Annotated in this window: 21 protein-coding genes; 10 read left to right on the top strand and 11 right to left on the bottom strand. The window is 68.9% G+C overall.

Annotation, left to right across the window (positions count from 1 at the left end; all coding sequences use genetic code 11):
- The 4 genes from HR086_RS48630 to HR086_RS23305 all read left to right on the top strand — a co-directional run.
- Positions 1-408 (top strand): c-type cytochrome (locus HR086_RS48630; RefSeq protein WP_373564348.1); only part of this gene is annotated, 408 nt, incomplete at its 5' end.
- 46 nt (positions 409-454) lie between these two features.
- Positions 455-1,123 (top strand): TIGR02269 family lipoprotein, encoded by a 669-nt coding sequence (locus HR086_RS23315; protein ID WP_174454038.1) that lies wholly within the window; start codon positions 455-457, stop codon positions 1,121-1,123.
- Positions 1,124-1,127: 4 nt separating this feature from the next.
- Positions 1,128-1,847, top strand: a complete 720-nt coding sequence (locus tag HR086_RS23310) for a double-CXXCG motif protein (protein ID WP_174466694.1) — start codon at positions 1,128-1,130, stop codon at positions 1,845-1,847.
- 139 nt (positions 1,848-1,986) lie between these two features.
- Positions 1,987-2,715 (top strand): 2OG-Fe dioxygenase family protein, encoded by a 729-nt coding sequence (locus HR086_RS23305; protein WP_174454040.1) that lies wholly within the window; start codon positions 1,987-1,989, stop codon positions 2,713-2,715.
- 28 nt (positions 2,716-2,743) lie between these two features.
- On the opposite strand, the gene HR086_RS23300 is transcribed toward HR086_RS23305, so the two are convergent.
- The 3 genes from HR086_RS23300 to HR086_RS23290 all read right to left on the bottom strand — a co-directional run bounded on the left by HR086_RS23300 (position 2,744) and on the right by HR086_RS23290 (position 11,585).
- Positions 2,744-6,802 carry an MG2 domain-containing protein gene (locus HR086_RS23300; protein WP_174466693.1) on the bottom strand — a complete coding sequence of 1,353 codons (4,059 nt, stop codon included), beginning with the start codon at positions 6,800-6,802 and terminating at the stop codon, positions 2,744-2,746.
- Between the two features lie 213 nt (positions 6,803-7,015).
- Positions 7,016-11,212, bottom strand: coding sequence for an MG2 domain-containing protein (locus HR086_RS23295; protein ID WP_174466692.1), 4,197 nt, complete (start codon positions 11,210-11,212; stop codon positions 7,016-7,018).
- A 49-nt stretch (positions 11,213-11,261) separates the two neighbouring features.
- Positions 11,262-11,585: a helix-turn-helix domain-containing protein gene (locus HR086_RS23290; protein ID WP_141641356.1), complete on the bottom strand. Its 324-nt coding sequence runs from the start codon at positions 11,583-11,585 to the stop codon at positions 11,262-11,264.
- 99 nt (positions 11,586-11,684) lie between these two features.
- Between HR086_RS23290 and HR086_RS23285 the strand changes: the two genes are divergently transcribed.
- Both HR086_RS23285 and HR086_RS23280 read left to right on the top strand, forming a co-directional pair.
- Positions 11,685-12,680, top strand: coding sequence for a zinc-binding dehydrogenase (locus tag HR086_RS23285; RefSeq protein WP_174466691.1), 996 nt, complete (start codon positions 11,685-11,687; stop codon positions 12,678-12,680).
- Positions 12,681-12,829: 149 nt separating this feature from the next.
- Positions 12,830-14,908 carry a prolyl oligopeptidase family protein gene (locus HR086_RS23280; protein WP_174466690.1) on the top strand — a complete coding sequence of 693 codons (2,079 nt, stop codon included), beginning with the start codon at positions 12,830-12,832 and terminating at the stop codon, positions 14,906-14,908.
- Between the two features lie 4 nt (positions 14,909-14,912).
- On the opposite strand, the gene HR086_RS23275 is transcribed toward HR086_RS23280, so the two are convergent.
- The 4 genes from HR086_RS23275 to HR086_RS23260 are packed head-to-tail and all read right to left on the bottom strand — an operon-like array spanning position 14,913 to position 18,004.
- Positions 14,913-15,719: an ABC transporter permease gene (locus tag HR086_RS23275; protein WP_174466689.1), complete on the bottom strand. Its 807-nt coding sequence runs from the start codon at positions 15,717-15,719 to the stop codon at positions 14,913-14,915.
- A gap of 2 nt (positions 15,720-15,721) precedes the next feature.
- Positions 15,722-16,483, bottom strand: a complete 762-nt coding sequence (locus HR086_RS23270; protein WP_174466688.1) for an ABC transporter ATP-binding protein — start codon at positions 16,481-16,483, stop codon at positions 15,722-15,724.
- A 22-nt stretch (positions 16,484-16,505) separates the two neighbouring features.
- The gene (locus HR086_RS23265) at positions 16,506-17,315 is read right to left on the bottom strand and encodes a YdeI family protein (protein ID WP_254626440.1); all 810 of its coding nucleotides are present in this window, start codon (positions 17,313-17,315) and stop codon (positions 16,506-16,508) included.
- Positions 17,316-17,365: 50 nt separating this feature from the next.
- A complete protein-coding gene (locus HR086_RS23260; protein ID WP_174466687.1) occupies positions 17,366-18,004 on the bottom strand; it encodes a macro domain-containing protein in 639 nt (212 codons plus the stop codon).
- Between the two features lie 46 nt (positions 18,005-18,050).
- Between HR086_RS23260 and HR086_RS23255 the strand changes: the two genes are divergently transcribed.
- Positions 18,051-18,836: a glutathione S-transferase family protein gene (locus tag HR086_RS23255; protein ID WP_174466686.1), complete on the top strand. Its 786-nt coding sequence runs from the start codon at positions 18,051-18,053 to the stop codon at positions 18,834-18,836.
- 7 nt (positions 18,837-18,843) lie between these two features.
- Here HR086_RS23255 and HR086_RS23250 read toward each other — a convergent pair whose 3' ends face one another.
- The 3 genes from HR086_RS23250 to HR086_RS23240 all read right to left on the bottom strand — a co-directional run bounded on the left by HR086_RS23250 (position 18,844) and on the right by HR086_RS23240 (position 21,471).
- Entirely contained in the window at positions 18,844-19,605 is a 762-nt protein-coding gene (locus tag HR086_RS23250) for a hypothetical protein (RefSeq protein WP_141641348.1), read from the bottom strand.
- 119 nt (positions 19,606-19,724) lie between these two features.
- Entirely contained in the window at positions 19,725-20,759 is a 1,035-nt protein-coding gene (locus tag HR086_RS23245; protein ID WP_141641347.1) for a rod shape-determining protein, read from the bottom strand.
- Positions 20,760-20,928: 169 nt separating this feature from the next.
- Complete coding sequence (locus HR086_RS23240) at positions 20,929-21,471, bottom strand: hypothetical protein (RefSeq protein WP_141641346.1); 543 nt, start codon at positions 21,469-21,471, stop codon at positions 20,929-20,931.
- A 361-nt stretch (positions 21,472-21,832) separates the two neighbouring features.
- Here HR086_RS23240 and HR086_RS23235 point away from each other — a divergent pair, with 361 nt between their 5' ends.
- Positions 21,833-22,309 carry a hypothetical protein gene (locus HR086_RS23235; protein ID WP_174466685.1) on the top strand — a complete coding sequence of 159 codons (477 nt, stop codon included), beginning with the start codon at positions 21,833-21,835 and terminating at the stop codon, positions 22,307-22,309.
- A 168-nt stretch (positions 22,310-22,477) separates the two neighbouring features.
- Complete coding sequence (locus HR086_RS23230; RefSeq protein ID WP_141641344.1) at positions 22,478-24,589, top strand: cation:proton antiporter; 2,112 nt, start codon at positions 22,478-22,480, stop codon at positions 24,587-24,589.
- Positions 24,590-24,628: 39 nt separating this feature from the next.
- Here HR086_RS23230 and HR086_RS23225 read toward each other — a convergent pair whose 3' ends face one another.
- On the bottom strand, positions 24,629-25,348 hold the full coding sequence (locus HR086_RS23225; protein ID WP_141641343.1) for a glycosyltransferase family 2 protein: 720 nt from the start codon (positions 25,346-25,348) through the stop codon (positions 24,629-24,631).
- Between the two features lie 200 nt (positions 25,349-25,548).
- On the opposite strand from HR086_RS23225, the gene HR086_RS23220 reads away from it, so the two are divergent.
- Positions 25,549-26,635 (top strand): sensor histidine kinase KdpD (locus HR086_RS23220; RefSeq protein ID WP_174466684.1); only part of this gene is annotated, 1,087 nt, incomplete at its 3' end.

Genomic DNA, 26,635 nt, shown 5'->3' with positions numbered 1-26,635 from the left:
GCGGAGAGTGGTGGCAAGGAGGTCCGCAAGCAGGCGGGGGTGAACATCCAGGATGGACATTCCTACGGTGCGTTCACGCAGCGGGACGAGGCGGTGTGGGCGGCGTCCACGCAGCAGTTCGTGGACGAGGGGCACCGCGTGTTCCACGACGCGGACGCGGTGGGCGGGACGATTGCGGTGTCCTGTGACATGTGCCACCCGGATGCGTCGAACACGCATCCGGAGACCTATCCGAAGTACCAGGTGCAGCTGGGCCGCGTGGCGCTGCTGCGGGACATGATCAACTGGTGCATCGAGAATCCGGTGCGCGGCAAGCCGCTGGCGGATGGGGACCCGAGGTTGCGCGCGATGGAGGCGTATATCTACGCGCAGCGGAAGGGCACGAAGCTGGAGTACGGGAAGAAGTAGCTGTTGATATGACCCCTCGGGTGGAAGGTCTGCCCGGGGGGGCGTCATGAAGCGGTGGCTGTGGTGCTGGTTGGGTGTCTGGCTGTCGTCGTGCGCGACGACGCCGACGCCCGCGAGTGAGCACGAGTATCCGGACGAGTACACGCGGCTGGAGGAGGGCGCGTGCGTCACGTTCCTGTGCGCGGAGGAGGCGTGTGGCCTCTATCGGTGCGAGGACGTGGAGTCCTGGGGCCGCGTGGTGCCGGCGCGGGGTGCGTCGTTCGTCCTGCCGCCGAGCGCGGTGCGCTCACCGCAGCGCAACTGGGGCAACGTCCAGGGGCTTCCCGGGCACGTGCAGCCCGTCTTCGTCATTCGCTGGTACGGGCGGGAGCTGCTGCCCAGTCAGAGGCGATTGCTGGAGATGGCGAAGGCGCTGGCGACGAAGCCGCGCGAGAAGCACCACATCTTTCCCCAGGAGTTCAAAGACTGGCTCGAGCGGCAGGGCATCAACATCCACAAGGAGACGATGCTCATCGACATCGACACCCATCACCGCATCCACAAGGGATTCAGCGGTGGACCTTGGAATGGAGAATGGCGGAAGTTCCGTGATAACCACACGGGGGCGACCCAAGAGGACATGTACCGATACGCTCGGGAGATGATCATCCGCTTCGACCTGGTGGGACCCATTCTGCCGTACCACCTGCTCGTGGGCCCTTCCCTCGACTACTGAGCCCATGACGCGCTTCTTCCATCTGGAGCGTGGTGCCGGCGAGCGACAGAAGGGCACGTACAAAGCCCGGCACAAGTGGGGGCTGCCGGGAGTCACCTGCCCTCACTGTCATGCGACCTGGGCCAGCACGGGCTTCAACTATCCCGCCCTGGACCTGACGAACCATCCCGCGGCGAAGAAGCTCGCGAAGGCTTACCTGGAGAAGGACTTCGAGGAGTTCGAGCTGCTGCGCGAGCAGCTCCGGCCCTTGTTGCCACCAGACAGTCCATTGATGCCGGGCGCCTTGTTCGGCCCCCTGGTGGGAACGGCGCGGGGACCCTTCGCTGCCTTCCTGCAGCAGTATGGGGACGTCGTGCTCGTCCGCCCGGACGCGCTGGCGCGTCTACATGCCGCCGGACTGAGGGGACTGAAGGGTGTCAGCACCGAGCTGCGCTTTCGGCCAAAGGATGTCGAGGAGCTGCTGGAACTGGCGGTCGAACCGCGCGGTCTGCTGCACCCTGACTGCATCCCGCGCTCGACGCAGCCTCCGTGTCCGAAGTGTGGTCGACATGGCTTCAGTCTCCCCAAGGAGCCCGTCCTCGACGCGGCGTCACTCCCGCTGGATTTGGACCTCATGCGACTGAGGAACTTCGCGATGGTCCTCGTCGTCACCCAGCGCTTCAAGGACGCCGTGGAACAGCTCGAACTGGACGGACTGAGCTTCCGCGAACTGCCCGTGCGCTGACCTCACGCGCTTCTGACGCGCTCGCCCGCCAGCACGCCGAGCATTTCGCTTGGAGGACCGACGAGCCCACATGAGACGCGAGTGTTGACGACGGTGGCCGGAAGGACGATGACTCGCCAGCAACGTCGTCCTCGCGCCCATGAGCTTCTCTCCGCCCATCTCCGTTCCTTCTGATGCACTCACCACCCTGCGAGACAGGGGCTACGCCGTCCTGGACCGCGCGGGCCTGTCCGAGCTGGTGGCCATCCCCGCCGCCACGATGGACCTCTGGCGGCCCACCTGGGGTGACCTCCCGGCGGACGGCTACCTGCGCGACGGTGGCCGGTATCGCTCGCGTCGACACTCGTGTTTCATCGTCGACGGCGACACCGTCACCCCCGTGCCCCACCGCGCGCACTGGCAGCCCGTCGAGTACAACGCGCTGCACGGCGGCCTGGAGCGCTGGTTCGAGCCGATGCCTCCCGCCGTCGTCTCGCGGCCCGAGTGGCCCCAACTGCTGAGTCGGCTCGCGGCCCTCGGCTCCGCGCTGAAGGGCGCTCAACCCTGGTACGTGGAGTCGCACCAGTTTCGCATCGACACGACGGATGGCATCGGCCGCCCGACGCCCGAGGGCGCGCATCGCGACGGCGTGGACTTCGTCGTCGTCCTGCTCGTCGGTCGCCAGGGCATCAAGGGCGGCGAGACGCGCGTGTTCGAGGCCGCCGGCCCCAATGGCATCCGCTTCACCCTGACGGAGCCATGGTCGGCGCTGCTGCTCGACGACGAGCGCGTCATCCACGAGAGCACTCCGATTCAACCCGTGGACGGTCAGGGGCACCGTGACACGCTGGTGCTCACCTTCCGCGCGAAGGGTTTCCAGGGGCCCTGACGGTTCCCCTGGCCGCCGCGCGGAGGTCTCAGGTCTTCGGAGTGATGGAGACCTTCAGGCCCTCGGCCCAGACCTTGTGCTCGTCCGCGTAGTACAGGTACGCGCGGCTCGGCGGGCCGGTGTACGTGCCGGGCACGGTGGCCACCAGCGACAGGGGTACTTCCAGGCGCATGCGGGGCTTGAAGCCGCGCCAGTAGAAGACGACGTCGCGACCGCGCACCTCGTAGGCGTCCACCAGTCCCCGCGTCACCAGCTCCTTGAGCTGGTCATGCCGCACCTCCAGCCCGCCCGGTACGCCGAAGATGGCCATCGTCGATGGCAGCGCCTGGTTCGTGCGGTTGAGGACCATGAGCCGTGCCTCGATGGGCTCGCCCTCGGTGAGCTGCTGCTTCGACAGGGACACCTCCAACGCGACCAGGCTCTTCTCCGAGTCGCGCGGCATCCGCGCGCTGTAGGTCACCTCCACCGAGTAGGGCAGCTCCGAAATCCCCTCCATGCGCAGCTCCACCCGGCGTCCTCCAGGGCCGAGCAGGCCGCTCATGTCGGGCAGCTTGAGGGTCTCCTGCGCGGAGGCCTCGAAGCTCACGGGCTCGCCCACCAGGACGTCCTCCACGAAGAGTCCCACCTTGCCCGGTGCCGGCTTCATGGCGTGGACGTCGTAGGCGAGGATGGCGCGCAGCGCGAGCACCGTGCCCTGTGTCGACCCGAAGCGCCCGCCGTCGTTCGAGCGCGCGAGGAACTTCAACGCCTGCCGCGCATTCGTGAGGTAGGCGGGCTCTCGCAGCCACGCCAGCATCGCCAGCGCCGTCGTCTCGATGAGCAGCGATTGCCCCGTGCTGCCGACGACGGATTGCGAACCCCCTTCGACCTCGCCCGTCTTCCCCTGACGTCTGGCGAGCTGGGCCATCAACACCTTCGCGCCCGCGTGGTCGCCGGTGAGCGACAGCACATTGGCGGCCAGCGCCGTCACATAGCTGTTGGAGCTCTTCGCCGCGCTCTTCTTCACGAAGGCGACCTCGCGCTCCAGGTTCCGCGCCATGTCGGCGGGCCGGGGTGCGCTCTCCAGCAAGGCCCAGGTGATGTAGGCGTTGGAGGTGTCCGCCTGGTCTCCTGGAGGTGTGAAGCCGCCTCGCCCGTCGCGTTGTTTCAGCAGCCAGTTCCGCGTGCGCGCCAGCATGGCCCCGTCCACTTCGATGACCTGACGCATCTCCGTGAAGCTCAGCAGGGCGAAGGCTGTCAGCCCTCCGTGGGCGGGGCTCTTGCCGAACCACTCGAAGCCTTGCTCCGGCGTCTCGTAGCCCAGCAGCCGCTGATAGCCCTTCTCCAGCTTCTCCTTCGCCGATTTCACCAGCTCCGCCCGCGCTCCCGGGTGCCGCTGAAAGTATTGGAGCGCCATCGTCATGGGGAACGTGGTGGCGCTGGTCTGCTCGAAGCAGCCGGTCGGCTCGCGGATGAGACGGGCGAACGACTCGGTCATGTTGGCCAGGGGGCCCGGGTACACGACGACGGACGCGCGGATGCTGGCGGGGTCCACCGTGTCTGGCAGGGTGAGGGTGTGGACCGCGGGCTGCGTCCGCGACAGCGCGCCGCCGAAGGACTCGCGTCCTGGGAAGCCCTGGGCCTGGATGGCCAGCGTGCGGGTGACGATATCCGTGTGGCCGCCGGCGCTCGTGGTGAGCTTCACCTCCACGGGCTGGGACTGCTGGCCAATCTCCAGCGTGAGCAGCCGCCGCTCACGCGCTCGCGCCGCGAGGTCCCGAGGCACGTCCCCGGTGAGCTTCACGTCACCGCTCACCTCCGCCTTCACCGCGATGTTCGTCAGCGTGGCGTCTGTCCCGTTCACCAGCGCCACCGGCAGGCGCACCACGTCACCCGAGGTGACCTCGAGCGGCAGCTTCGGCTCCGTGTAGAAGGGCTGCACGGACTCCAGCTCGGCCACGGATGCACCGAGCGCGCCGTCCACGTCCACCGCCCCGGCGAAGGCCTTGAACGTCGTCACCGAGTCGCTCATCGCGAAGCGCACCCGCGCCTCTCCAGTGGCTGCGTCGGTGCGCACGCCCGCATTCCAGTAGAGCGTCTCCGCGAAGTCCCTCCGCTCGCCTTTCTGTCGGTCGGGTGATGCGAGGTGGGCGTACTCGCGTTGATACACGAGGGTGTCCCGTACCCGTGAAAAGCCGACGACCTTCATGCCTTCGAGTTTCGCCAGCATGTCGCGAAGCTCCAGGGGGTTACCGCGCGCCGGGTCGAACGGCCGCTCATTCCCCTCCATCAACAGGTACGCCGAGGCGAGCAGGTCCCTCTGGGCGTTCGGGTCGAAGTACCCCCTGTTCCATTTCTTGGCGCCGGGGGGCGTGCCCCTGCCGCGTCGCAGCTCCGCTTCCGGAGGAGAGGGAGGCCATCGTCGCGAGGTGTGGGCCGCGAGCACGCGCCTTGCGGCCTCGTCGTGGTCCGCCATGAAGGTGAGCGGATCAACGAGCGCGAAGCGGCGCCACCCCTGGGTGCCGAGCAGCAGGTCCGTGGCGAGCGGGGACTTGGGGTTCGAGGCGTCGAGGTAGAGGTGCGCGTCGGCGAGCTCCTTCACCTCGGGCTCCAGCAGGACCATCACCGGAAGCAGGGGCGCGTGCTCGCGCTTCTCCTGGAGCTGGAGGACGGCGTCGTCGGTGACGGTGAGCATCACCAGCGCGGAGACGGGCTTGCCGTCGCGCAGCGTGCGCGCGGTGAGCTCCACCTCGTCGCCCGGCGCATGGTGCGCGCGGTCCGCCTTCAACTCGATGGAGAGTGCGTTCGCGGGCTGGCGGAACACCAGTCGCTCCGCGAGCGGGCGCCCATCCTCGGTCCACACCGTGGCGATGAGCACGCCGTCCGCAACACCGGCTTCCAGTGTCACGTCGCCGTCTTCGCTCAGCGTCGCCTCCGCGACGCGCACGTCGCGCTGGTTCAGGGTCACCTTCGTGCGGCCCACGCCCGCCGAGTCCACCGCGAGCCGCACCTTCTGGCCAGCGGCGATGACCTCGTCCTTCGCTCGGAGGACCGCGCCCGTGGCCTTCACCTCGGGCAGCGGGAAGGTCTTCTTGATTCCGGCGGGTGAGTCGACGCGCAGCGCATAGCGAACGCCCGCGGTGGGTGTGAGTTCGAAGCGTCCGCGGCCCTCATGCTCGGAGCGGACGACGGAGACCTCCCTTCCCGTCGCGAGGTCCACCACCGCGCCCGTCAGGTCCGCGGGCTTGCGCATGGGCGTCCTCGCCTCGAAGTAGACACGCGAGGTCAGCCCCGCGACCAGGTCTCCGCCCTCTGGACACAGGGCGACGTCGAGCGTCTGGAGCAGGATGGGAATCGTCTTGGCCGCCGTCTCCACCACGCCACCATCCTGGAGGGTGAAGGAGAGCGTGCCGTCGCCGCGCTCGATGGCCTCGGGCAGTTCGAAGCTCACGGTGCAGTGGCCCTGGGCATCCACCTCGCAGGGCTTCTCCGCGACGCTCTTGCCGTCGACGAGCGCGGTGGCGGTGACCTTGGCGCCCTCGGGGATGCCGCCCTCCGCGCGTTGGACCTCCAGGGTGGCGGTGACGGTGTCGCCGGGGCCGTAGCCGTCGCGGAGGAACGCAATCTGGGACTTGAGTCGGGGGGCACGGTAGTCGTGCACGTCGAACTTGCGCATCACCTGGGCGGTGCCCGTAAAGGGGTCGTTGACGACGAGCGTGTATCCCCCGCCGGGCAGGTCGCGAGGGATGGGCCAGGCGTAGCCCCAGACGGAGTCCGAGGTCTCCACCTCGCCCCGTCCGACGATGGTTCCCTGGGGCCCCGTGATTTCGATTTGCCCGCGCCGGGAGGCGACATGGGGCCTGCGGCTGAGGGCCTCGAGCACGAGGCCGCGAATCAAGACCTGCTCGCCCGGGCGGTACATCGGCTTGTCGAGGCTCACGTAGGTGTACGGCCGGTCCTGGGCCGTGAGCGCCTCTGGCCGGGCCCCGGGCCCCCCCACGAACTCCTTCCGGGGGAGCACCGGCACCCGTGGGAAGGTCGTGGCGAGACCCACCAGGACGGCGAGTACCGCGAGCACTCCCAGACTCAGCGAGCGGAACAAGGTCATGTCGGCTCTGTGCGCAGGCGCCGTGGGAAGCTCCACGCCGGCTCATCGCGTGGGGCCGTGGCTCCTCGTACTCCGCGCGACGATACCTCGGAGGCGACCAGGAGTCGCACTCATGGTGTTTCTGTTCCGGGGTTTCTGCTGCAACAGCAGAAGCTTCCAGGAGGCCGTGTGTCGAGGCAGGCCCCCTGGAAGCTCCACGCGGGCTTCAGTGACTCAGGACTTCGGGGCGATGGTGACCTTCACGCCCTCGGTCCAGACCTTGTGCTCGTCGGTGTAGTACAGGTACGCGCGGCTCGCGGGACCGGTGTACGTGCCGGGCACCGACGCCACCAGGGACAGCGGCACGTCGATGCGCTTCTTCGCCTCCATGCCCCGCCAGTACAGGACGACGTCGCGTCCCAGCACCTCGTACGCATCCACCACCTTGCGCTTCACCAGCTCCTTGAGCTGGTCATGCCGCACCTCCAGGCCACCGGGCACGCCGAAGATGGCGACGGCCGTCGGCAGGTGCTGACCGGTGCGGTTGAGGACCATGAGGCGGGCCTCGGTGGGCTCGCCCTCGATGAGCTCGTGCTTCGCCAGGGCCACCTCCAGCGACACCTGCGCCTGCTTGGAGCTGTCCGGCACCAGCGCGTTGAAGGTGACCTCCACCGTGTAGGGCAGCTCCGAACCATCCTCCATGCGCAGCTCCAACTGGCGCCCACCGGGGCCGAGCAGCTTGCTCACGTCCGGCAGCTTGAGCGCCTCCTGCGAAGCACCCGTGAAACTGACCGGCTCACCCACCGGACGGCCCTCCACGAAGACGCGCACCCGTCCCGGGGAGACGTTGGCCGCGTGGGCCTTGTCGTAGGCGATGATGGCGCGCAGCGCGAGCACCGTGCTCTGCGTCGCGCCATAGCGGCCACCGTCGCTGGACTCCGCCATGTACTTCATCGCGCGCTGCACGTTCGCCAGGTACTCCGGCTCGCGCAGCCAGGCGAGCACGGACAGCGCCGTCGTCTCGATTTCGAGCGTGTCCCCCGAGCTGCCGACGATGGACTGCGTGCCGCCGCCCACCACGCCGTTCTGCTGCTGGAGCTTCGCGAGCCTGCCCATCAGCGACCGGGCCGACGCGCTGTCACCCGCGAGCGACAGCACGTTGGCCGCCAGGGCGACGACGTAGCTGTTGGTGCTCTTCGTCGCGGCCTGCTTCACCGCGGCCACCTCGCGCGTCAGCTCCTTCGCCGTGGCGGCCTTCTGGGGCGCGCTCTCCAGCAGCGCCCAGGTGATGTAGGCGTTGGAGGTGTCGGGGTCCTCCACCCAGACGTGCAGCGCGCGGCGCTTGCGGTTGAAGCCGCCCTGACCGTCGCGCTGCTTCAGCATCCATTCGCGCGTGCGCAGCAGCATCTGCGTGTCCACGTTGTGCACCTGCTGCAAGTCCGTGAAGTGGAGCAGGCCGAAGGCGGTGAGGGCCTCGTGGCCCGGGGCCTCGCCGAACCACTCGTAGCCCTGCTCCTTCGTCTCGAAGCCCACCAGTCGCTGGTAGCCCGACGTCAGCTTCTCGCGAGCGGAGGCGACCAGCTCCGGGTTCACCCCCGTGTGCGTCTGGAAGTACTGCTGCGCCATCGTCATGGGGTACGTGGTGGAGCTGGTCTGCTCGAAGCAGCCGCTCGGCTCACGGATGAGGCGCGCGAGCGACTCGGTCAGGTTGGACACGGGGCCCGGGTACAGGGCGATGGTCGCGCGGACGCTGCCGGGCAGCACGCTGTCGGGGAGGGTGATGGTGTGCATGGCCGGCTTCTTCGAGGACATCAGCCCGCCGAAGGACACGCTGCCCGGGAAGCCTCGGGGCTTGATGGACAGCGTGCGGGTGACGGTGTCGGTGTAGTTGCCCGTGCTCGCGATGAGCTTCAGGTCCACCGGCTGCGACTGCTGGCCAATCTCCAGGGAGAGCAGCTGTCGCCCGCGCCCGTTCGCCGCCAGGTCCATGGTCCGGTTGCCGCTGAGCTTCACGTCGCCCTTCAGCTCCGCCTTCAGCGAGACACCCGTCAGCGCGGCGTCCGTCCCGTTCACCAGCGCCACCGGCAGACGGACGACGTCACCCGACGTCACCTCCAGCGGCAGCTTCGGCTCCACGTAGAAGGGCTGCGAGGACTCCAGCTCCGCGACGGCCGAGCCCAGCTCGCCCCCGTCACCCACCGCGCCGGCCGTGGCCTTGAACGTCGTCACGGAGTCGTTGGTCGCGAAGCGCACGCGGACCTCGCCGGTGCGCGCGTCGGTGCGCACGCCCGCGTTCCAGTAGAGCGTCTCCGCGAAGTCCACCCGGTCCCCGGACTTGCGGCCCGGTCGCGTCATGTGCGCGTACTCACGCAGGTAGATGAACGACGAGGGCACCCCCGGCTCCTGCCACACCGGAGCAGCCATCCCACGGCCGGCGTGCGCCCTCTTCTTCCGGGGCTGCTCATCCTGGATGGGGGCCTCGAGGACCTCCATCGCCACCTTGAGGTCCGCCGGAGCCTGCATCTCTGGCGCCCTGGCCAGAACGGGCTCAGCCGCGGGAGGGGCAGGAGGTGGGGGAGCCACGGCGGCCACGGGAGCAACCACCGCGCCCTTCAAGGCCCTGTCTTCATCCCTGAACGCCAGGCCATCGCCCGCGCCCTCCGCCATCTCCACGTCTTCCGGGGCCACTTCGGCCCGCATGAACCGCCTGGATATCTTGGGCAGGCGTTGATTCCGGTCCGCCTTGTCTCGCAGTCCCGGCAACCGCAGCGACGCATGCATCGCGAGCGTCCGCAGGGCCGCGTCTCCGTGGCTGGACATGAAGGTGCGCGGGTGGATGAACGCGAAGCGCCTCCAACCCTGGGTGCCCAGCAGCAGGTCCACCGCGAGGCGCGCCTTCGGGTTCGTCTTGTCGAAGTAGAGCTGCGCGTCGGCGAGCTCCTTCACCTCGTGCTCCAGCAGCACCATCACCGGCAGCGACGGTGCCTGCTCGCGCTTCTCCTGGAGCTGCAGCACCGCGTCGTCGGTGACGGTGAGCATCACCAGCGCGGAGACGGGCTCGCCGCCGCGCAGGGTGCGCGCCGTCAGCTCCACGGGCGCGCCCGGCTCGTAGCGGGTGCGGTCCGCCTTCAGCTCCACGGTGATTTCCTTCGCGGGCTGGCGGAACACCAGTCGCTCCGCCAGGGGCCGTCCGTCCGCGTCCCACACCGTGGCGATGAGCACGCCATCCGCCTTGCCCGGGTCCAGCGTCACGGGGTTCTCGTCCTCGGCGTCGAGCACCGCCGAGGCGACGCGCACCTCGCGCTGGCTCAGCGTCACCGACGTCCGGCCCACGCCCGTGTTGCTCACGACGAGCCGCACCAGTCCGCCCGGCGCAATCACATCCTCGCGCGCGCGGATGACCGCGCCTGTCGCCTTCACGGTGGGCAGCGGGAAGGTCTTCTTGATACCGGCCGGTGAGTCGATGCGCAGCGCGTAGCTCGTGTCGGCGCGAGGGGTGAGCTCGAAGCGGCCCCGGCCCTCATGCTCCGAGCGCACGGTGGCGACAATCCTGCCCGTCTTCGTATCCAGCACCACGCCCGTCAGGTCCGCGGGCTTGCTCGCGGGAGTCCGCGCCTCGAAGTACACGCGCGACGTCAGCCCCGCCACCAGCTCACCGCCCTCCGGGTACATCGCCAGGTCCAGCGTCTGGAGGAGGATGGGAATCGTCTTCGCCGCCGTCTCCACCACGCCGCCATCCTGGATGGTGAAGGCCAGCGTCCCTTCACCGCGCTCCATGGCCTTCGGCAGGTTGAAGCGGACGGTGCAGCGGCCCTGGGGGTCCACCGCGCAGGTCTCTTGGGCCACGCTGACGCTGTCGACGAGCGCGGTGGCGGACACCTTCGCCGTCTCGGGCACGCCGCCCTCGGCGCGTGTGACATCGAGCGTCGCGGTGACGGTGTCCCCGGGGCCGTAGCCGTCGCGGAGGAACTGGACCTGCGTCTTCAGGCGGGGCGCGCGGTAGGCACGCACCTCGAACTTGCGCTCCACCGGGGCTCCGGACGTCCAGGGGTCGCTGACGCGCAGGGTGTACTCACCACCGGCCTGTCCGGCGGGGATGGACCACGAGTAGCCCCAGGCCGTCTCAGGGGAGGACACCCGGCCCTGGGCGATGAGGTCTCCCCGGGGGCCGCGAACCTCGATGACGGCGTTCACTCCGCCCGTCATGGGCTTGTGGGTGAGGGCCTGGAGCACGAGCCCGCGCACCAGGACGGACTCTCCCGGTCGGTAGAAGGGCTTGTCGGTGGAGACGAAGGTGAGGGGGCGGTCGCGACCCTCGGGAGACGGAGCATTGGGGCGGGCGGCGAGCACCAGGCCAGGCACCAGCAGGACTGACGCGGCGAGGCCCAGGGCGCGGAGCACCCCGAGGAGGCGCGGGACAGGGAGGGTCATGTTGGCTCTGAACGGCTGACCGCGTGGGAAGTTCTGGACGGTGGGGTGATCAGCGCGCTCCCCGTGCCTGGGCGTGCTGACGTCCCCAGGAGCACAGGGACTCGAGCAGGGGCCGCAGGGTGAGGCCCAGGGGTGTCGCTTCGTACTCCACGCGGGGCGGAACTTCGGCGAAGACCTCGCGGCTCACCACGCCGTGTGCCTCCAGCTCACGGAGTTGCTGAATCAGGACCTTCTGGGTGATGCCGGGGATGAGGCGCTGCAGCTCGGACAGGCGGCGCCGGTGCTCCAGCAGATGCCACAGCACATGCAGCTTCCAGCGCCCGCCAATCACTCGCAGCGCCCGCTCGGCCGGAACCTCGGGAAGGTTCTTCATCGTCGTCGCTCCATGCTGACCTCCAGGTGGGTATCCCACGACGAAGTGGGTAGAGGCCATTGGCGAGGCCATGGCTCACTGCCTTCCGGAGGTGCACGCATGAAGGTCGTGAGGCTGGCCCGCAACGGTGGGCCCGAGGTGCTGACGTACGAAGAAGTCCCGACTCCCACGCCCGGCGAGGGACAGGTCCGGGTGCGAGTGAAGGCCATCGGTCTCAACTTCGGGGACACCGTCATCCGGCAGGGAGATGCTCCTGTCCGGCTCGAGTTTCCCTTCATCCCCTGCATGGAGGCAGCGGGAGTCGTGGAAGCCCTCGGGCCGGGCGTGACAGGGGTGGGCGTGGGCGCGCGGGTAGTGGTTCCGCTCTTCGTCGCGGGAAGGTTGGGAGGCGCCGCCGCCGAGGCCCTCGTCGTGGAGACGTCGCTGCTGGTGCCCCTGCCCGATGCCATCAGCTTCGAGCAGGGCGCGGCGATGATGCTCCAGGGGCTCACCGCGCTGTGGATGTTGGCGCACGTGCCTCCGGCGGGGAGGGCGGTGTTGGTCCACGCGGCGGCTGGGGGCGTCGGCTCCTGGCTCGTGCAACTCGCCAGGCTCAAAGGGGCCCGGAGCGTCATCGCCACGGCGAGCACGTCGGAGAAGCTCGCGGTGGCGCGGAGGCTCGGCGCGGACGTGGTGGTGAGCTACGCGGAGCCGGACTGGCCGGCGCGGGTCCGCATGGAGACGGAGGGGCGAGGCCCGGACGTCATCTACGACCAGGTGGGCGGGGAGGTGCGGCGGCTCGGGTTGGAGGTGCTGGCCATCCAGGGCACGCTCGTCATCTACGGCGGCGCGGCGACGCACCAGCTCGGCGAGTTGGACTCGGCGCAGGTGCTGGGGCTCTACAGCCGCAATCAGTTCGTCACGGGCTTCTCGGGCTGGCCGCTGTTCGGTGTGCCGGGCTTGCTCGCGCGGAGCTACGACGAGCTGTTCACGCTGGTGGGCTCGGGTCAGGTCGAGGTGCTCATCGGCCAGCGATATCCGCTCGCGGACATCGCCCAGGCGCACCGCGCGCTGCGGACCCGTGAGACGACGGGCAAGGTGCTGCTCATTCCCTGAGCCCGCGAGGGCAGGACTCGGCGTGTCGTGGGTGGGAGCACGGGGTGCGGGTGGCCAGGGCGCCGGGGTTGGGCGAAGCTGACCCATCGGAATGGGAGCTGGCGCGCCGTGTTGGAGGCCGCGCCGCGCCGCCATCAGGAGATGAGGACATGGGCAGGTTGTTTGTCGTGCCGCTGCTGACCGGGCTGTTGACCGCTTCCTCGGCGATGGCGGAGGAGGACCCCTTCCTGTGGCTGGAGGAGGTGCAGGGGCAGCGGGCGCTGGAGTGGGTGCGCGCGCAGAACGCCAGAACGGAGGCGGTGCTGGAGAAGGACCCGCGCTTCGAGCCGTTCCAGGCCGAGGCGCTGCGCATCTTCACCGCTACGGACCGCATCCCCACGCCGTCCTTCCGCGCCGGTGGCGTGGACACCTTCTGGCAGGACGCGTCGAACCCGCGCGGCCAGTGGCGGCACACCACGACGGACGGCTACGCGAGCGCCACCATCCCCTGGGAGACGGTGCTGGACGTGGATGCGCTGGCGAAGAAGGAGGGCGCGCCCTGGGTCTGGAAGGGCAACGACTGTCTGCCCCCCGCGGACCTGCGATGCGTCGTCTTCCTCTCCAACGGCGGCAAGGACGCGGTGGAGTCGCGCGAGTTCGACGCGGGCGCGAAGCAGTTCGTCGAGGGCGGCTTCCGGCTGAAGGAGGGCAAGCAGTCCGTGTCGTGGCTGGACGTGGACACGCTGCTCGTGGGCCAGGACTGGGGCGGTGACACCCTCACCGAGTCCGGTTACCCCTACGTGCTCAAGCGCTGGAAGCGCGGCACTCCGGTGGAGCAGGCGACCGAGGTCTTCCGGGGCGAGCGCAAGGATGTGTCCGCCTCGCCCATTGTGCTGCACGACGCGGATGGGCAGCTCCAAGGGGTGCTCATCAATCGCGCGGTAACGTTCTACGAGTCGGAGTTGTTCCTGCTCGGAGACGCGGCGCCGGTGCGGTTGCCCTTTCCGCGCAAGGTGTCCTTCCAGGCGTTCGTCCAGGGACAGGTCGTCTTCACGATTGAAGAGGACTGGGGCCGCTTCAAGCAGGGTGCGCTGCTGGCCTGGTCACTGGACGCGCTGAAGCAGGACGCCGCGAAGGCGAAGCCCACGCTCATCTTCCAGCCCGGTCCGCGTCAGGCCATCGAGCGCGTGTCGGCCACGCGCACCCGGCTGCTCGTCAATCTGTACGAGGACGTGAAGGGCGCGCTGGATGTCTACTCGTCGAACAAGGGGCGCTGGACTCGCAAGCGGCTGGCGATGCCGAAGAACGCGGCGGTGGAAATCGTCGCCACGTCGTCCTCGCACGAGAAGCTGTTCGCCGGCGCGGAGGGCTTCCTGGAGCCGACGTCGCTGTGGCTCGGTGACGCGGCGTCGGGCTCGGTGAAGCAGGTGAAGTCGCTGCCGGCGCGCTTCGATGCGACGAAGCACCGGGTGGAGCAGTTCTGGGTGAAGTCGAAGGACGGGACGAGGGTGCCGTACTTCCTGGTGCGGCCCCTGAAGCCCAAGGCGGGCGGCGTCACGCCGACGGTGGTGTACGGCTACGGCGGCTTCCAGGTCTCCAAGCCGCCCATGTACCTGCCGGAGATGGGCAAGTTGTGGCTGGAGCGCGGCGGGGCGTACGTCGTCGCCAACATCCGGGGCGGTGGCGAGTTCGGCCCGCGCTGGCATCAGGCCGCGCTGCGCGAGAATCGTCAGCGGGCGTTCGACGACTTCGCCGCCGTGCTGGAGGACCTGGTCCGCCGCAAGCTCACCTCACCGAGTCACATCGGCATCTACGGGCGCTCCAACGGAGGGGTCCTCACCAGCGTGGTGATGACGCAGCATCCGGAGCTGCTCAACGCGGCCGTCATCGAGAGCCCGCTCATCGACATGATGCGCTACCCCAAGCTGCCGGCGGGCGCGTCGTGGGTGGGCGAGTACGGCGACCCGTTCGTCCCCGAGGACGCGGCGTTCATCTCGAAGTACTCCGCCTACCAGAACCTCAAGCCGGGTGTGCGCTACCCCAAGCCGTACATCACCACCAACACGAAGGACGACCGCGTGCACCCGGGCCATGCGCGCAAGTTCGCCGCGAAGCTGGAGGCCATGGGGCTGCCGTATCTGTACTTCGAGAACACCGACGGCGGGCACTCCAACGACTCCGACCCGATGCTCAACGCGCGTCGGTGGGCGCTGCACCACGTCTATCTGTCGCAGCAGTTGATGGACTGAGCGCTCAGCTCACGCTCTCCGCGCTGTAGCGGGCGATGAGGCCCGTGCGCACGGCGTGGCGGAACACGCGGGTGAAGAACAGGGCGGCCAGCAGGATGTAGAGCACGGCGAGGCCGCCCCCCATCAGCACCGTCGTCCACGACACCGAGCCCCCCGCGACGATGGTGCGCATGCCCTCGAACACGTACGACGGGGGCAGGAGCCGGGAGATGGCCTGCATCCACGAGGGCAGGGTGGACAGCGGGTAGAAGACGCCGACGAACGGCGACAAGAGCGCGGGGATGGGCCAGATGAACCACTCCGCGGAAGGGCCCAGTCGCAGCACCACCGCCGTGCCGACGATGCCGAGCGCGATTCCGAACAGGAACAGCACCAGCAGGAACGGCACCAGCATGGCGCCATAGACGAGCATCGACAGGCCGAACACCGCGCCCGCGACGACAATCATGACGACGAGTCCCACCGAGCTGGTCGCGATGCTGGAGAGCACCAGCCCGGTGACGTACTCGGCGATGGTCATGGGGGTGGCGAAGACGTTGAGGAAGTTGCGCGACCAGACGTCCTCGAAGAACGCCATTGTCACGCCCTGCATCACCCGGGTGAGGAAGTCCCAGAGGAGCACCGCGCCGAGCAGCGCCGGCAGGAGGTCCATGCCCGGCTCGCGGGTGATGGTGCCCAGGTAGCGGGTGATGAAGCCCCACAGGACGATGTCGATGGCCACCCAGACGAAGAGGGGGAAGACGCGCGAGGGGCTTCCGCGCAGCAGGTAGAACTGGCGCAGGACGATGGCGGCGGCGCGGGACAGGCGCATGGCTAGGCGTGCTCCAGGGCGAGGGGCTCGCGGGCCACTGTGATGAACAGCTCCTCCAGTGTCGCCTTGCCGTGCTCCTGGGGCAGCTTGCGCGGGTCTCCCTGGAGGAGCACCTTGCCGCGCGACATGAAGAGGACGCGGTCACACACCTCTTCCACCTCGTACATGTTGTGGGAGGTCCACAGCACGCCGCCGGTGCCCTTCGCGGTGAAGTCGCGGATGCGGGCGCGGATGTCACGCGCCGTCGACGGGTCCAGCGAGGCGGTGGGCTCGTCGAGCAGCAACAGCTGGGGCCGGTTGAGCATGGCCTTGGCGAGCGCGACGCGCGTCTGCTCTCCCGAGGACAACACGCCGCACTTCGTGTCGCGGAAGCGCGCGAGGTCGAACTCCTGGAGGAGGGCCTCGATTCGCTCGGAGACGCGCTTCACGCCGTAAATCATGCCGAAGTAGCGCAGGTTCTGGACGACGGTGAGGTTGCCGGGGAGCGGCGCGTAGACAGCGGCGAAGTTGGTGTACTCGAGTGCCTGCGAGCGGCGTCGGGACAGGTCCACGCCCTGGATGTGGATGGCGCCGGAGGTGGGCTCGAGGACGCCGAGCACCATGTTGATGGTCGTCGTCTTGCCGGCGCCGTTGGGGCCGAGCAGTCCGACGATTTCGTTGCGGCCGACCTCGAAGGAGATGCCATCCACGGCGACGGTGCTCGCGTAGGACTTGCAGAGCTCGCGGACGGAGAGCACCGGTGGATTGCTGGAGGATTCGGCCATGTCGGGGGTGGAGCGTCCTGCGTCAGTTGTGAATCTTCTCGTGCTTGCCGAGCATCTCGACGTACTCGGCGATTTTGCGCGCGCGCGTCTCGGCCTTCTTCACGTGGTGGATGCGGAAGAGCACCGCGTAGCGGTTGGCGGAGTTGAGGGTGGCGAAGAACGCCTCCGCGCGGGGATTGGCGGCCAGGGCCGCGGCGAGGTCGGCGGGCACGGTGATTTTGCTCTGGGATTCGTAGGCGGCCTCCCAGCGTCCGTTCTGTTTCGCGTTCTCGATTTCGGCCAGCCCCGAGGGCTTCATCCGGCCCGCGGCGATGAGGGCGAGCGCCTTGTCGCGGTTGATGGTCGACCAGATGCTGCGCGGGCCGCGCGGGGTGAACCTCAGGATGTAGGCCGTGTCGTCGAAGCGGCCCTTCTGGCCGTCAATCCAACCCCACGTCAGCGCGACCTCCAGCGCCTCCTGATAGGTGAGCGAGGCGGGGCTGTGGCCCTTCTTGGTGAGCTTGAGCCACGCGCCGCGCGAGGTGGCGGCGTGCTTCTGGAGCCACGTGTCGAAGGCATCCATGTTCGCGAAGAAGACGATGGGCAGCTCGCCGGTCGGCGTCGCGGTGGCGGAGGCGCCTGGAGTGGATGCCGGCTTTGGGGTCGCCACCTGGCTCGGCGTGGGAGCCCGTGGTTTGGACGTTGCCTTCCGGGCCGGGGCCTTCGCGGGAGCGGGCTTATCGGGCGTTGCATTCCGGGCCATGGGCTTGCTGGGAACAGCCTTCTCGGGCACCGACGGCTTCTGGGCCGGAGACTTCTTCCTCGCGGACAGGGTCTTCTTGGCGGGGCTCATCGGGGCCGGCTTGTACCACGGGGCCGCGGAGGTGGAGGGCCGGTGAGGCGCTACTGCCGCAGCCGCCAGTCATCCTCGGCGGCCTGTCTCACCGACACGGGAATGGAGGGAGGTCCTCGCACGGTGCTCAGCCAGGCTTCCTTCATCTGCTTCGCACACCGCGCCGGTGGCATGCGACCGACGGCGGTGCCCAGCCCCGGACAGAGCACGGTGCGGATGGGATTCTTCGCGGTGACGTTATGGGCGAGGACGGCGCGCAGCGAGGCCCGGAGCGCCAGATATGCGTTCACGGTGTCGCTGACGTCCGACGGGACGCGCATGGTGGGCGCGCTGATGCACCAGGGAATCTCCTCGCGACCGGTGGGCACGAGCACGGCGCAGCCCACGGGCAGCTCGCCGCCGTGCTCCCGGGCGAGCAGCTCCCGCAGCTGTTCCTGCACCTGGGGGCCGAGCTGGTACGTGTAGACCGCGTCGATGCCTCCATCCATGAAGCCGAAGCTGTTGGCGGGGCTGACGATGGCGTCCGCGCGCACGTCGATGGGGGCTTCGGAGGACACGACTCCCTCCCGCTCGGAGAAGATGTCGCCGTGGGAGATGGTGATGCCGGGCAGGTCCGCGAACTCCTGGCGCCAGGCCGCCACCAGGGTGCTGCTCAAGTCTCGGAGATGAAGCTGGAGAGTTGAAGGCATGCGGCCAGTATGCACGGGCCCCGTGGTGGCGGTAGCGTCCCGGCGCATGCGCACTCTTTACGGGTTGAGCTACTCGGGGTGGACGGAGAAGGCCCGCTGGGCGCTGGACCATCACCGTGTGGACCACCGCTATCGCGAGCACATGCCACTCATCGGTGAGCTGGCCCTGCGCTGGCGCACTCCGAAAGGCACGCATCCCTCCGTGCCGCTGTTCGTCGAGCAGGACGTCGCGACGACGGGCTCGTTCGCCATCGCCCGCCGCGCCGAGGCGCTGGGGCAGGGCTCGGCATTGTTCCCCGCAAGCGCGATGGCCGCCATCCAGCGCTGGGAGGCGGTGAGTGACCAGGTGTTGAGCATTGCTCGCGCCAGCGTGGTGAGCCGCCTGCTCCACAACCCGCGCGCGCAGGCGGAGAGCCTGCCCTCGTTCATCCCGGGTTTCCTCCGGGGCGTGTCCGCTCCGACGGCGCGGTTGGGCGCGCGCTTCATCGCACGCAAGCACAAGGCCATGGCGGACCCGGAGGCGGCGATTCGTCAGACGGCCATCCCCGCGCTGGAGCATCTGCGCGCCGAGCTTCGTGGACGGCCCTACTTGGAGGATGGCTTCACCTACGCGGACATCACCGCGTGCGCCATGCTCCAGTTCGCGCGGCCGGTGGAGGATGCGTGGCTGCCGCTCGGGCCGGGGACGCGCGAAATCTGGCATCACGAGTCACTGGCCGCCGCGTTCCCCGACCTGCTCGCGTGGCGCGATGACCTGTATGCGAAGCACCGCCGCCCCCAGGCCCGAGCGTTGGGCGTTGGAAGCGGCGGCGCGGCGTCTCGCACGGGGTGACGCGGCGCTACTTCTTCTTCGCGGGCGGCGGGCCCTGCTGCATGCGCTGACGAATCATTTCCTGAATCTGCTCGGGCGTCTTGCCCTGGAGGTCCTCGGGCTTGAAGGACCCCATGATGGGGGGCGCGGCGCTGGCGGCGTCGAGCTCCTGGTAGCCCGCGGGGACGGCGAAGAGCGAGGCGGGCTGCGCGCCCATCTGGATGTTGGTGACGTCGATGTCCGCCTGGACCTTGCCCTGCTTGTCGAAGGTCTGGCTGCGCACGTAGGCGACCTCGGGGAGGTCGGTGGGGCGCCAGACCTTCTGGCGCTGGATGCTGCCCTCGGCGCCGGGAGGAACGCCCTCGTAGACGACGGTGGGGTGGCCGTTGACCTTCTCGGTGCCGACCTTCTTGAAGCCCTGCTCCTTGAAACAGGCGTCGAAGTCCTGGTCCTTGCCCACACAGGTGCCGGGAATCTTCACCGACATGTCATCGAGGCTGCGGCTGGTGGCGGCCTTCCTCGAGTGGAAGAGGGTGGTGCCGGTGCGCTTGTCCCAGTCGAAGATGATGGACATGCCGCCGGGGACCTCGGCGGGCGCCAGGTCCATGCGCATCATCCCCGGACGGCCGTACATCTTGCCCTTCGTCTCCGGGGGCGCGCCCTTCTGTCCGGGCAGTGGGGCGCTCTTCACGCGCAGGTCCCCGACCCAGTCGGCGAGGGCGGGCGTGGACAAGAGCAGCGTGGCGGCGAGGACTCCCGACAGCGTGTGACGAACCGAGAATGAGCTCATGCGGTGCACCACAATCCAGGCGCCACATGGCTGTCAAACCCGTCCCCGGATACACGAACGGCGCCGGCCTCGTGAAAGGCTCGGCGCCGTGGGCGCAGGCGGGAAGTGACTTCCGGGCCTCAGCCCGGCTGGCAGACCTGCCGGAGGATATCGAGCGACTCCAGCGCCTTGCCCGCGCCCATCACGACGGCGGAGAGCGGGTCCTCCGCGAGGAACACGGGCAGGCCCGTCTCCTCGCGCAACAGCGTGTCCAGGTTCTTCAGGAGCGCGCCACCACCGGCCAGCACAATGCCCCTGTCGGCGATGTCACCCGCCAGCTCCGGCGGCGTGCGCTCCAGCGTCAGCTTCACGGCCTCGACGATGCCGTTGACGGGCTCTGCGAGCGCGTCGCGGACTTCGTCACTGGACACCGTCAGCGTGCGCGGCACACCGGCCACCAGGTCGCGACCCTTGATCTCCATGGTCATGACCTCGTCCGTCGGGTACGCGGTGCCAATGCCCATCTTGATGAGCTCGGCCGTGCGCTCACCGATGAGCAGGTTGTACTTGCGCTTCACGTACTGAATGATGGCTTCGTCCAGCTTGTCGCCGCCGATGCGCACGCTCTTGGCGAACACGATGCCGGCGAGGCTGATGACCGCGACGTCGGACGTGCCGCCGCCGATGTCCACAATCATGTTCCCGCTGGGCTCCGTCACCGGAAGGCCCGCGCCGATGGCCGCCGCCATGGGCTGCTCAATCAGGTAGACCTCGCGCGCGCCCGCGTTCGCTGCCGCCTCACGCACCGCGCGGCGCTCCACCTCGGTGATGCCAGAGGGGATGCCGATGATGATGCGAGGATTGACCAGCGTCTTGCGGTTGTGCGCGCTCTGGATGAAGTAGCGCAGCATCGCCGCCGTGATTTCGAAGTCGGCGATGACGCCGTCCTTCATCGGCCGGATGGCAACGATGTTGCCCGGCGTCCGCCCCAGCATCTCCTTGGCTTCCTTGCCCACCGCGAGGACCTTCTTGCCCCCGCGCGCGTCATGCTGGACGGCCACCACAGAGGGCTCGTTGGACACGATGCCCTGACCGCGGATGTAGATGAGCGTGTTCGCCGTCCCGAGGTCGATGGCGAGGTCGCGCGAAAAAAGGGTGTGAAGCCAGTCGAACATACGAGGGCGGAAACTTTCGAAGAGTCGGCGGAATTTCCCGCTGGCGCGTGGGAAGAGCGGTCGCGAAGGTACTACGCGACGCGGCACGGAGGAAGAAAAGCCGGCGGCGCTCCAATAACCGCCTGGGGGGCAGTCGGCCACCGGACTTGGAGACCCGAGGCTCGGGGGCTCAGGGAGCCGCTTCCGAGTGGGCCTGCTCGAAGCGCGCGGCCACCACGCCGGCCTGCTCCGCCTGGCCTTCTGGCAGGCACACGGGCAATTCCCCCGCCTGTTCCGCCTCCCGGTACTCGGGGGTGTGGCGCAGGGCCTCGCTGGTGACGTGGAGCAGCCCGTCCCGGACCGGCTCGAACATCAGCGCGGTGAGGTACCAGGCGGGCGCGTAGTCCAGGCGGATGAGGCCGTGCACGCTCCACCGGTGCGGCGCGTAGTCCCACGGGCAGCGGCCGAGCAGCTTGCGCAGCATCCACCCCGTGGCGTACTCCGCGCCGAAGATGAGGGCGGTGTAGGCCAGCGCCCGCAGGGGCCGAGGCAGGGGCTTGAGCCGCGCGGAGACCTCCTCCAGCGCCAGCGCTGTGCCTCCATAGATGGGGTGCATCCACAGGTAGGTCCGCGCCGTCGCGCTCCGGTCCCTGCTCAAGGCCGCGCCAGCCCCGGTGAAGAGGACCTCCAACACCCAACCCGTGCACCCGTAGAGCAAGAATCGTGAAAGCACGCCCTCAAGTTAGGGCCGATCCTCGCAACCGGCAGGCCCCGCCCCACGACGAATCGACGCCTGCCGTCGATGTGCACGGGTGGACGTTCTCCCCTCCACACGGAAGGGCCCCGCGCCCCTTCACCGACGCGACGGTGCTCCACGCGGGGGGAGGACATGGCCCTACAGGTCTGTGACGCGTCGGCCTGGAGCAAGGCGTCAGCCTCACGCGTCAGCGAGCGCGACAACCGGTGGAGCAGTTGTCCCGCGCCAGTAGCCTGGCTCCAGCGGACTGGCGAGCGTGAGGCAGGGCGCGCTTTACGGGCCCAGGTCCGGCGTAGTACCTGAACGAGTGATGCGCTCCCCCGGCACGACATCGCGAATGCCCGGCTCCGGGAGCGAGACGCTCCGGACGGTGCTGCTCGTCTTGGGGGTGAGCCTCGTCCTGGCCACGGTCTTTCGCGCCGAGGCCGCCGAGTGCCCCACCGTGTGGGCCTCCGAGCGGAGCTTCTACCTGGACAGCGGCGCGACCTCCGTCCGCCAGGGCTCGAAGTCCTCGAAAGGGCCTTCACGTCGGTGGGGCGCGCAGTTCCACGTCACCGACCTGGGGGGCTGGGACTCGGGTCTGCACGTCGGCTCCGGCCTCGCCTTCACCCCGCCGTCCTCCGCGCGAGGCCGCGCCGCCTTCGAGCCGGACCTCCAGGCGCTCCATCGCTGGGGCCGTGAGCGGCGTCACGCCGTCGCGCGCGTCACCTTGAGAGAACGTCGGTCCGCGGCGGCCCCGACCTCGAGCGGGGATATCGCGGACCGTCCCTCCATCGTCACCCGGCCGTTGCGCGGTCCTCCCCGGGGCCGCTGAGCCGCGAGCGTCGTGCCGGCTTCGTCCGGCGCTTGTTCGAGCCCGCGCTCATTTCCGGCGTTACGACGTCTTTTCCTTTCCTTCACGCGCGACGGCCTTTGTCTCCGATTTCGTCGGAGCGACGGCGGGTCGTGTCCCATCCGAGTTTTTCATTCTTGAGGTGACCTGATGCACGGAGCCCACGAGGTCCTCCAGGCCATTGCCATTGTCCTGTGCGTCGCCGCGGTGACGACTGTTCTCTTCCAGAAGCTGCGACAGCCCGTGGTGCTGGGCTACATCCTCGCGGGGCTCGTCGTGGGGCCCTTCGTGCCGATTCCGCTGGTGGCCAATCCAGAGGTCGTCACGACGCTGTCGGAGCTGGGCGTCATCCTGCTGATGTTCTCGCTGGGGCTGGAGTTCAGCCTGCGCAAGCTGTTCTCCGTGGGCTTCACCGCCGGCGTCACCGCCGTCATCCAGTGCAGCATCATGGTGTGGCTGGGCTTTGTGGTGGGGCGGGCCTTCGGGTGGACGACGCTGGAGAGCCTCTTCACCGGCGCGCTCATCGCCATCTCCAGCACCACCATCATCGCCAAGGCGTTCGACGAGCAGGGCATCCGGGGCAAGCTGCGGGAGCTGGTGGTGGGGGTGCTCATCGTCGAGGACCTCATCGCCGTGCTGTTGATGGCGACCCTGACGGCCGTCTCCACGGGCGCGGGCCTGAACGTGAAGGACCTGACGCTCACCACGGGCAAGCTGGTGGCGTTCCTGGTGGGGCTGGTGGCGGTGGGCCTGTTCATCATCCCCCGGGCCATGCGCGCGGTCATCAAGCTGAACCGGCCGGAGACGACGCTCGTGACGAGCGTGGGCATCTGCTTCGCGGTGGCGCTGCTGGCGCAGTCGTTCGGCTACTCGGTGGCACTCGGCGCGTTCCTCGCGGGCTCGCTGGTGGCGGAGTCGGGCGAGGAGAAGCTGGTGGAGCACCTGGTGCAGCCGGTGCGCGACATGTTCGCGGCCATCTTCTTCGTGTCGGTGGGCATGCTCATCAACCCGGAGCTCATCGTCGAGCACTGGGCGGCCATCCTCGTGCTCACCGCGGTGGTCATCCTGGGCAAGCTGCTCAGCGTGACGCTGGGGGCGTTCCTCACGGGCAACGGCACGCGCACGTCCGTCCAGGCGGGCATGAGCCTGGCGCAGATTGGTGAGTTCTCCTTCATCATCGCGGGCCTGGGGCTGTCCTTGAAGGCGACGGGCTCGTTCATCTATCCGGTGGCGGTGGCCGTGTCGGCCATCACCACGCTGACCACGCCCTTGCTCATCAAGGTGTCGGGGCCGGTGGCGACGTGGGTGGACCGCAAGCTGCCCAAGCCGCTGCAGACCTTCGTCACGCTGTACGGCACCTGGGTGGAGCGGCTGCGGCAGGCGCCCCGGCGCGAGACGCTGGGCGCGGACGTGCGGCGGCTGATTCGCCTGCTGGTGCTGGACGCCGTGCTGCTGGTGACGCTGGTGATTGGCACGACGATGTCGGCCGAGCGCATGGCGGGCTTCGTCGAGACGCGCACGGGCCTGGACGAGGACGTGTCCAAGAACGTCATCCTCGGCGGCGCGGTGCTGCTGTCGGTGCCGTTCATCCTGGGCGTCATCGGCATCGCCCGGCGGCTGGGCGCCACGCTGGCGGAAGCCGCGCTGCCGGCGCGCAAGGACGGCAAGCTGGACCTGGCCGCGGCGCCCCGGCGGGTGCTGCTCGTCACGCTGCAGGTGGGAATCGTCCTGCTGGTGGGCATCCCCGTCGTCATGGTGACGCAGCCCTTCCTCAAGGGCGCCACCGGTCCCCTCATCGTGTTGACGCTGGTGGGCGCGCTGGGTGTGGCGTTCTGGCGCGGCGCCACCAACCTGCACGGACACGTGCGCGCCGGAGCGCAGGTCATCGTCGCGGCGCTGGCGGCGCAGTCCCACTCGAAGGAGCCGGGCGGGGACGAGCACGCGCTGGACCACGTCCAGGGCCTGTTGCCGGGCCTGGGCGCGCCGGCGTCCGTGCGGCTGGAGGAGAAGAGCCCGGTGGCGGGCAAGACGCTGGCCCAGGTGAACCTGCGCGGCCTCACCGGCGCGACGGTGCTCGCGATTCAGCGCGGTGAGGAGAGCCTCTCCGTGCCCACCGCGCAGGAGGTGCTGCGGGCTGGAGACGTGCTCGCGCTGACGGGCACGTGCGAGGCGGTGGACGCGGCCAAGGCGCTCTTGATGGGCGTGGAGCCCGCCGCGCCGCCGCCCGAGCCGCCGGCGCCGGAGACGCGGGCCCACGGGTAGCACCGCCCCGGTGGGGGCGGCGGCCATGTCCCGCCGCCCCTACCGCTTCAGCGCGTACTTGCCGATGACGTAGAGGGCGCGCACGCCGTCCTTCCAGCCAATCTTCTTGCCCTCTTCGTACGTGCGCCCGTGGTAGCTGATGGGCACCTCGAAGATGCGCCAGTTGCCTCGGGCCACCTTGGCGGTGATTTCGGGCTCGAAGCCGAAGCGGTTCTCCTCCACCTCGACGGAGCGCAGCACCTCGGCGCGGAAGGCCTTGTAACAGGTCTCCATGTCCGTGAGGTTCAGCCCGCTCGTCATGTTGGAGAGCGTGGTCAGCATGTTGTTGAGCACGGTGTGCCAGAAGTACAGCACCCGCCGGGGCGTCCCCGTGAAGCGACTGCCGAAGACGACGTCCGCATCCCCGTCCAGGATGGGCTGAATCACCTTCGGGATGTCCTTGGGGTCGTATTCCAGGTCCGCGTCCTGAACGAGGATGATGTCCCCCGTCGACTCCGCGAAGCCGCGCCGCAGCGCGGCGCCCTTGCCCTGGTTCTGCTCCTGGAACAGCACCCGGACTTCGTTGCGGTTCTTGGGGGTTCCCCCCAACACGCCCACGCCCTGCTCCGCGAGCTGCTGGAGCAGCTCCCGACTTCCGTCCCGGGAGCAATCGTCCACCAGGACAAGCTCCTTCGGAAAGTCGACGGCGATGCAGCGGCGCAGCAGCTCCGCGAGCGTGGGAATCTCATTGTAAACGGGGATGACGAGAGAGACGAGCATGGCGTTGAGCCCTCTACCTCATTTCGGGGGGGAGGGCGACTGTCCAGCACCCGGCGCGTGGAGCCGGGGTGAATGCCCTTTCCCCTCGCGCCAGTGTGAGATGGGGGGGTAGCAAGAGGTGCCTGTTTTGCGTGGAATGCTTTCTTGGGGGGAGGGCCATGGGGGGCCCCCCTGTCATGCGGACAGTGGAAGGGAACGCCATGAACGACCAGCTCGGACATGCGGTACGCGGCGCGGTTTCCCTGGTGCGGTCTTCCCTGGCGGAAGAGGGACCCTGGGCGGGTCTGCGGGACGTGCTTTACGGTGCCTGGAACATGCCTCACGGCCACTGCTATCTGTGGAAGCAGGAGCTGGTGGTGATGCATGTCTTGTCGGACGCGCTCATCGGCGCCGCCTACTTCTTCATCTCCCTGTCGCTGTACGCGATGGTGCGACGCAGCCGGCTGCCTTTTGGCGGGATGATTCTGTCATTTGGCGTCTTCATTGGCGCGTGTGGGCTGACGCACCTGATGGAGGTGTGGAACGTCTGGTATTCGGCCTACTACCTGGCGGGTGGCATCAAGGTGGTGACGGCGGTGGCGTCGGTGGCCACGGGCATGTACCTGGTGCCGCTGCGCGGGCGGGTGGTGGAGTTCACGGAGGCGGCGCGGCTGTCCGAGGAGCGCCGGGTGCGTCTGGAGAAGAGCTCCGTGGAGCTGGAGGAGCTGTACGCGAGGCTGAAGGCATCCGAGGCGCAGCGCACCGGCTTCTTCGCCAATGTCAGCCATGAGCTGCGCACGCCGCTGACGCTCATCCTGGGGCCGGTGGAGCGGCTGCTGAACCAGGGGGAGCTGTCCGAGTCCGCCCACAAGGACTTGGAGGTGGTGCGCCGCAACGCGCGGGTGCTGCTGCGGCATGTGAACGCGCTCCTGGACGTGGCCAAGCTGGACGCGGGGAAGATGCGCCTCCAGTACGAGGAGGTGGACCTGGCGAGGCTGGTGCGGCTGGGCGCGGAGAACTTCGAGGGGCTGGCGGCGGAGCGGCGGCTGGACTTCGCGCTGGAGCTGCCGGCGATGCTGCCGGCGCAGGTGGACTCGGAGAAGGTGGACCGGGTGGTGCTCAACCTCTTGTCCAACGCCGCCAAGTTCACGCCCCCGGGAGGCAGCATCCGCGTCGCGTTGAGCGCGGAGGCGGGGCGAGGCCGGCTGGTGGTGGAGGACACCGGGCCGGGCGTGCGGCTGGAGCTGCGTGAGGCCATCTTCGAGCGCTTCCGCCAGGGGGACGAGGCCACCGTGCGGGACCTGGGGG

Source organism: Myxococcus sp. CA039A, from assembly GCF_013336645.1.
GTDB classification, from domain to species: Bacteria; Myxococcota; Myxococcia; order Myxococcales; family Myxococcaceae; genus Myxococcus; species Myxococcus llanfairpwllgwyngyllgogerychwyrndrobwllllantysiliogogogochensis.
The sequence above is the reverse complement of the archived record's forward strand: the minus strand, read 5'-3'. Positions and strand labels throughout refer to the sequence as shown.